Origin of the sequence: Arthrobacter sp. (assembly GCF_031179385.1) — a bacterium.
Lineage (GTDB): Bacteria > Actinomycetota > Actinomycetes > Actinomycetales > Micrococcaceae > Arthrobacter_D.
Genome location: NZ_JAPSHV010000029.1, coordinates 20,708 through 27,035 on the forward strand (window position 1 = coordinate 20,708; position 6,328 = coordinate 27,035).

Sequence of the window (6,328 nt, forward strand, 5' to 3'; positions counted from 1 at the left end):
TTCCTGATTCCTTCCCGACGGGGAGCAAACGTCTTGCCTCCCTCCACGGTAATGGAAGACCGGAGCGGCGGGGGCATGGAAAACGAACAGTAGTCGTCGCAGCCCCTTCCGGAGTCTCCGCTGTTACCGTAGTGCCATGCCGGAGATGCCTGAGGTCCAGGGGCTCGCACAGTTCCTGGCCAGCAAACTGACGCCTGTGAAGGGTGCCCCTGCTCGCGTGCGTGACGTTCAGCTCGGATCCTTCGCCGTGCTCAAGACGGCTGAGGTGCCACTGGCGACCATCTCATCGATGACGTTCACCGACGTGGACAGGCGGGGGAAGTTCCTCATCCTGAGTCTGGAGGGCGTTCACCTCGTGATGCACCTGGCCCGTGCCGGGTGGCTGAGGTGGTCTGACTCCATTCCGGACACCGCCCTGCGTCCGGGCAAGGGTCCCATCGCACTCCGGCTACGATGCGCCGAACCTGAAGGTTACGGTTTCGACCTCACAGAGGCGGGAACGAAGAAGTCAGCGGCCGCGTACCTCGTCCGCGACGTGGCTGAGGTCCCGGGACTCAGCAGGCTTGGTCCTGAAGCGCTCGATGTCGGGCTGGAAACGTTCCTGGAGATGCTGCACGGCCACCGCAGCCAGATCAAAGGGCTCTTGCGGGACCAGTCCTTCATTGCCGGCATAGGCAATGCCTATAGCGATGAAATACTTCATGCCGCCCGGCTCTCACCTTTTGCCCTGGCAACCAACCTCGGCGAGGAACAATTGGCCACATTGCACACGGCAATGCACTCGGTTCTGGGGACAGCAATCACAGCGGCAGCCGGCAAGCCCGCCAAGGAGCTCAAGGATGCCAAGCGGCGCGAGATGAAGGTTCACGGACGAACAGGGCAGGAATGCCCTGTGTGCGGCGACACTGTCCGCGAAGTCTCGTTCGCCGATTCGGCTCTTCAGTACTGTCCCACCTGCCAGACAGGCGGCAAGCCGCTCGCCGACCGACGAACTTCGAAGTTTCTCAAGTGACCGCTCAGAGTGCGCCCCACCTGGACTTATGGGGCAACGAAAGCGACGGCGAGATCGACGCGGTCCTTTTGCAGCTCCAGCGGTGCCCCTAGGATCGAAAGGGTAAGAATCCGGTTCGAACCGAGGAGGTCATCATGACAAGTGATTCAGGCGATCGCGACCAGGACGCGCAGGGCAAGGATTCCAGCAGCACGGAACCGGAGGGAACCATCCCCAACACCGAGGACGGAGTTGGGATCACGACCACTGAGGAACCTAGCAGTTTTGAACCCGAGGAAGATCCCGAGAAGGATTCCGAAAGGGGCGACGGCACGGTCGGCTAGCGGCCCAAACGGTGCCATGACGTCTCAATGAGTTACGGACCTGCAGCACCAAGGTGCTGCGGGTCCGTAACTCATTAACAGCATCGGTAGCTCACTATGAGCAGCTGTTGGGACTCCGGTTACCCGAGTGAGGGAGCCCGTGACGGGGGTTCGGGGATGTGAACATTCCCGGTTGTGACTCCGCCAGTGATTACATCAGGAGTGTCCATCTGCATGCCGTTGCCCGCCGGCAGGTTGAGCGTCAGGGATCCTTCGTCGTCCTTGTCGGACCCCAGCGCACGCAGCGCGATGGCCACCTCATGGGCGTCAGGACGATCCTGCGCATTTCGTGCAGTCATGCGTGTCAGAAGATTGACCCAGTCGGGGCCGAGGGAATCGGGAACCTCGGGGTCGCGCAGTAGGCGGGCGACGGCCGCCTCTACTATGGGGCCGGGGAACGCCTTCTCTCCGGTCAGACATTCCAGGAGGACGAGACCGAGCGAGTAGATGTCGCTACGCGGTTCCACGGTCGTGCCCTCGGCTTGCTCCGGACTGAGGTAGTTGGCCGTGCCGATCGTGGCGCCGTGAGCCGTGGAATGAGTTGCTTCCACCATGCGGGCAATACCGAAGTCCGTGAGCTTCGGGTAGAGGCGCGTTTCGTGCTCTCCCGAGTGGTACATGAGAATGTTTGCAGGTTTTACATCGCGGTGGATCACACCCTGGGCGTGGATGTACGCGAGCGCGTCAGCAAGGTCTGCCCCCAGCTGAGCAACGTGTTCAGAAGGCAGCGGACCCGCCTTCAGCAACTTACGCAGATCAAGGCCGTCAACCAGTTCCATTACGAGAAAGCTGGTGGTCTTGCCTGTGCCGTCCTCCTGGAGGCCGGCGTCATGAAGGGTGACCAGTCCGGGGTGGTTTAGGGTGGACAGAAGCATCGTTTCCGTGTGCTGCCGCCGGTAATCGTCGTCATCTGAAGTAGTGGGGTTGAAGACCTTGATTGCCACGTCCCGGCCGAGGTTCCGGTCCAGTGCCCGAAACACCGATGCTGCGCCGCCGGTACCAATCAACTCGATGGGTTGGTACCGCTCGGCCAGGAGTTCATCCACGTGAGACCTCCGGGGAAGAAAGAAAGAATGAGGGTGAAGAGCAGGTGATAAGCATGCTGATCACCTCGATTATTCTACCCTGTTCCGGGCAGTGCGAAAGACCGCGCACTATGCCAGAGATCAAAAGTTTGGCAATTGTTACGCTTTGAGGAAGTCGATGGCGGCGCTCTTGAAAGCCCTGGCCGTGACAGCGTTGGTGTGAGTGCGGCCGGGCAGCCACAGGATCTCCGCTTGACCGCTCAGCTCCGCCAACTCAGGCAGCGTGCTTGCGCGCTCGTCCTGGTCTCCGGCTACCAGGAGTAGGGGCATGTGCGGAACCGCGTCAGCCGGCACGAAGGGCTCGCGCTTGATGGCTTCCACCATGGTGAGTAATGCGAAGACGTCGTTTGTGGGAACAAGGCGCGCCATCCGCAACAGGCCGTCGGTGGACTCGTCCTGGATCGGAGTTCCATCCGTCAGGAAGCGCTGCGCAGCCGCGAGGTCGAAGGCAGCCAGTGGGTCCCCGCTTCCCGGTCCGCCGAGCACCATCCGGTGCACCAGTTCCGGCTGCGTTGCGCCGAATTCCCAGGCGAGGCGTGAACCGAGCGAGTATCCGATGATGTCCACGCCGCTTCCCGGCCGGTTGCTATCAAGCGGCTGAACGTGCGCATCAAGCAGAATTTGCAGCAGATCTGCCCGAATGCGGCTGGGGGAGTACGAGTCCATGTCCTCCGGCGCGGTGCTCGACCCGTGCCCGGGCAGATCCACGGTGATGACCCTGCGGCCCGCGTCGGTCAGCGCGCGGACCCATCCCGAATCTTCCCAGTTGAGCCTGGCGGAGGAGGCAAATCCGTGGAGGAGCAGGACCGGCCTTGACGCGGGTGTGGAGGGCGCCTCGTGAACAACGACGCTCAGTCCCGGATTCGTTCCCTCGACCAGATGATCGCTGTGACGTCCCATGTGCCCTCCTGGTTTTCCTTGCTGCCGCCCTGCCAAAACTTTAGCGTCCTGCGAACGGACCGTTCCGGAAAAGAAAAATGCGGCAGAGAACTGTGCTCCATTGAACAGATCTCCGCCGCCCGGCCAGCAGTGGCCAACCCGTGTGACTTTAGTCACCGCTCCTGTCCGGACGCAAATCGGGGCGCACGGCTCGCACTTAACGTTCAGGTTTTCCCTGTAAGGGCGACCACCGGTCATGCCGATTCGTCTCATGCCGGACGGCGGTTTAGAATGACTTATAGTCAATGTGACTATAAGTAGCTGCAAAACCACCTGACTGTACGCAGTGGGCGCGTTGCAGCATGTACTGCGCGTACCGCACCGACCGGAGTCCAGCTGAAAGGAGGTGCAGGGTGACCATCGCCTCGGCGAACGTATCCGAACGGAGCCAACAGCCGCCGTCGTTGGCTATTTCTACTGTGATCTTCGGGCTACGCCCCAGCGAGGCTTCCGGCCGCCCGACCCTGTGGCTGCCGCTCGTGCGGCGCATCCGTCAGCCGTACCTTGGCCAGTGGGCGCTCCCGGGCGGACCGCTGGCGCACTCTGAATCGCTCCAGGACGCAGCCTCGCGCAATCTTCTCGAGACCACAGGCCTGGCCCCGAAGTACCTCGAGCAGCTGTACGCATTCGGAGGTCTGCACCGGTCGGTCGGGCAGAGGCTCGTTTCCATCGTCTACTGGGCGCTGGTCCAGCCGGACGAGGCGGCACTGACCCGCGAGTCGGAAAATGTGAGGTGGTTCCGCGCCGACAAGCTGGAGCGGCTTGCCTTCGATCACAACGAGATCGTCGACTATGCGCTGTGGCGGCTGCGCAACAAGATGGAGTACGGCTCCATCGCCTATCACCTTCTGGGCGAGCGCTTCACTCTTGCCCAGGTCCGTGAGGTGTACGAGGCAGTCCTGGACAAGGAACTGGACCCGGCGAATTTTCGACGCCAGCTGCGTGCCACCCCGCAGATCGAGCCCACGGAGGAGTACCTCACGGGCACCCGCCATCGTCCACCGCGGCTCTACCGCTATGCGGGTCCCGTGCCGAACGGCGGACCCGGGCAGCCACAGCCCGCCGACGCACCGTAACTCAATACCAACCCACCGAGTATCACCGGCTCGCTCGAGCCCGTTTCCACCAGGGAGAGTCCCATGACAAGCATCAACACCGCCATCCAGCTTCTGACGCGCGAGGACGCTGAGCGGTCAGCAGCAACCCAGGGCAGCACCTGCAGTCCGGACCTCGCCCGTGGACCATGGGAGTTCGACATGCCGGCTACACCCGACCAGGGCCCCGATTATGGACCGGGAGCCTCCATGCTGGACACCGCTCCGGCGGCGACACCCCGTCAGGGTGCCCTGCCCGAGGAGTACAGGCTTGCCGACGACGCCGAGCTTGAAGCACGTATTCTCGCTGCCAAAGAAACGTTGGGGAATCGCCTGGTCATTCTGGGCCACTTCTACCAGCGCGATGAGGTGGTCAAACACGCCGACTTCGTGGGTGACTCGTTCCAGCTGGCCAACGCCGCGTTAACGCGTCCCGACGCTGAAGCGATCGTGTTCTGCGGTGTTCACTTCATGGCCGAGACAGCTGACATCCTCTCCAAGCCCGAGCAGAGCGTAATCCTGCCCAACCTCGCGGCCGGCTGCTCAATGGCCGACATGGCGGATGCAGACTCGGTGGCGGACTGCTGGGAACAGCTGGAGGAACTTTTCGGAACAGAGCCCGACGACGCCGGCCGCCAGCCCGTCATCCCCGTCACCTACATGAATTCTTCGGCGGCGCTGAAGGCCTTCTGCGGGCGCAACGGCGGCATAGTCTGCACCTCCTCGAACGCGGCGACGGTGCTCCAGTGGGCCTTCGAACGGGGCCAGAGAGTCCTCTTCTTCCCTGACCAGCACCTGGGCCGCAATACGGCGAAGGCTATGGGCGTGTCGCTGAATGAGATGCCCATGTGGAACCCCCGCAAAGTGCTCGGCGGCAACTCGGAACAGGAGCTCGTAGATTCACGCGTGATCCTCTGGCACGGGTTCTGCTCGGTCCACAAGCGGTTCACGGTCAACCAGATCGAGAAGGCGCGGGCGGAGTACCCGGGCGTCAGGGTCATCGTGCACCCGGAGTGCCCGATGCCCGTCGTCGATGCGGCGGATGAGGCCGGCTCCACCGACTACATCCGCAAGGCCATCGCCGCAGCAGCACCGGGCGGCACCTTCGCGGTGGGCACGGAAATCAACATGGTGAATCGGCTCGCGGCTGAGTTCCCGCAACACACCATTTTCTGCCTGGACCCGGTCATCTGCCCGTGCTCAACGATGTACCGGATCCACCCGGGGTATCTCGCCTGGGTGCTTGAGGGCCTTGTGGCCGGGGAAGTGCGGAACCAGATCGTTGTCGAAGCGGACGTTGCGGCCCACGCCCGCGTAGCGCTGGAACGGATGCTGGCGGCCAAGCCATGACCCATGTCCTGGTGGTCGGCAGCGGAATAGCCGGCCTGTACACGGCGCTGGAGTTGCGTCGGCAATCGGACGTGCACGTCACAGTTCTGGCGAAAGGCACCCTTGCAGAAAGCAACACCTGGTACGCGCAGGGCGGGATCGCGGCGGTACTCTCCACCTCCACCCACGGACTTTCCGCAGCTGCGGTCCCCGATGTGGACAGCGTCGACCAGCACGTCGCCGACACCCTCGCTGCAGGCGCCGGGCTCTGTGACGAAGCTGCCGTACGCCTGCTGTGTTCAGAGGCGGCGCCGGCGATCGGCAGGCTGGCCGATCTTGGCGCCTCGTTCGACCGTGCTCCCGATGGGAATCTGGCAGTTGGCCGGGAAGCTGCCCACGCCGCTTCCCGCATCCTTCATATCGGCGGAGACGCCACCGGTGCCGGCATCGCGGCCCCGCTGATCCGCGCCGCCCGGCAGGATCCCGGCATCACGTTGCGCGAACACG

General features: G+C 63.1%; 7 protein-coding genes. 5 read left to right on the forward strand and 2 right to left on the reverse strand.

Annotation, left to right across the window (positions count from 1 at the left end):
* Positions 1-136 precede the first annotated feature (136 nt).
* Together RIF85_RS06490 and RIF85_RS06495 are read left to right on the forward strand one after the other, a co-directional pair.
* Positions 137-1,012 (forward strand): DNA-formamidopyrimidine glycosylase family protein, encoded by an 876-nt coding sequence (locus RIF85_RS06490; RefSeq protein WP_309071099.1) that lies wholly within the window; start codon positions 137-139, stop codon positions 1,010-1,012.
* 134 nt (positions 1,013-1,146) lie between these two features.
* Positions 1,147-1,335 carry a hypothetical protein gene (locus RIF85_RS06495; RefSeq protein ID WP_309071100.1) on the forward strand — a complete coding sequence of 63 codons (189 nt, stop codon included), beginning with the start codon at positions 1,147-1,149 and terminating at the stop codon, positions 1,333-1,335.
* 119 nt (positions 1,336-1,454) lie between these two features.
* On the opposite strand, the gene RIF85_RS06500 is transcribed toward RIF85_RS06495, so the two are convergent.
* Together RIF85_RS06500 and RIF85_RS06505 are read right to left on the reverse strand one after the other, a co-directional pair.
* A complete protein-coding gene (locus RIF85_RS06500) occupies positions 1,455-2,420 on the reverse strand; it encodes a serine/threonine-protein kinase (protein ID WP_309071101.1) in 966 nt (321 codons plus the stop codon).
* A 138-nt stretch (positions 2,421-2,558) separates the two neighbouring features.
* Positions 2,559-3,359 carry an alpha/beta fold hydrolase gene (locus RIF85_RS06505; protein WP_309071102.1) on the reverse strand — a complete coding sequence of 267 codons (801 nt, stop codon included), beginning with the start codon at positions 3,357-3,359 and terminating at the stop codon, positions 2,559-2,561.
* 392 nt (positions 3,360-3,751) lie between these two features.
* Between RIF85_RS06505 and RIF85_RS06510 the strand changes: the two genes are divergently transcribed.
* The 3 genes from RIF85_RS06510 to RIF85_RS06520 form a co-directional block, all read left to right on the forward strand.
* Positions 3,752-4,474, forward strand: a complete 723-nt coding sequence (locus RIF85_RS06510; protein ID WP_309071103.1) for an NUDIX domain-containing protein — start codon at positions 3,752-3,754, stop codon at positions 4,472-4,474.
* A 63-nt stretch (positions 4,475-4,537) separates the two neighbouring features.
* Positions 4,538-5,842, forward strand: a complete 1,305-nt coding sequence (gene nadA, locus RIF85_RS06515; protein ID WP_309071104.1) for a quinolinate synthase NadA — start codon at positions 4,538-4,540, stop codon at positions 5,840-5,842.
* On the forward strand, positions 5,839-6,328 hold a 490-nt coding region (locus tag RIF85_RS06520; RefSeq protein ID WP_309071105.1), incomplete at its 3' end, for an FAD-dependent oxidoreductase. The genes nadA and RIF85_RS06520, both read left to right, overlap by 4 nt.

Excerpts from the sequence above, each read along its gene's own strand:
- RIF85_RS06490 (WP_309071099.1), top strand. The coding sequence starts at position 137 with ATGCCGGAGATGCCTGAGGTCCAGGGGCTCGCACAGTTCCTGGCCAGC.
- RIF85_RS06495 (WP_309071100.1), top strand. The coding sequence starts at position 1,147 with ATGACAAGTGATTCAGGCGATCGCGACCAGGACGCGCAGGGCAAGGAT.
- RIF85_RS06505 (WP_309071102.1), bottom strand. The coding sequence starts at position 3,359 with ATGGGACGTCACAGCGATCATCTGGTCGAGGGAACGAATCCGGGACTG.
- nadA (WP_309071104.1), top strand. The coding sequence starts at position 4,538 with ATGACAAGCATCAACACCGCCATCCAGCTTCTGACGCGCGAGGACGCT.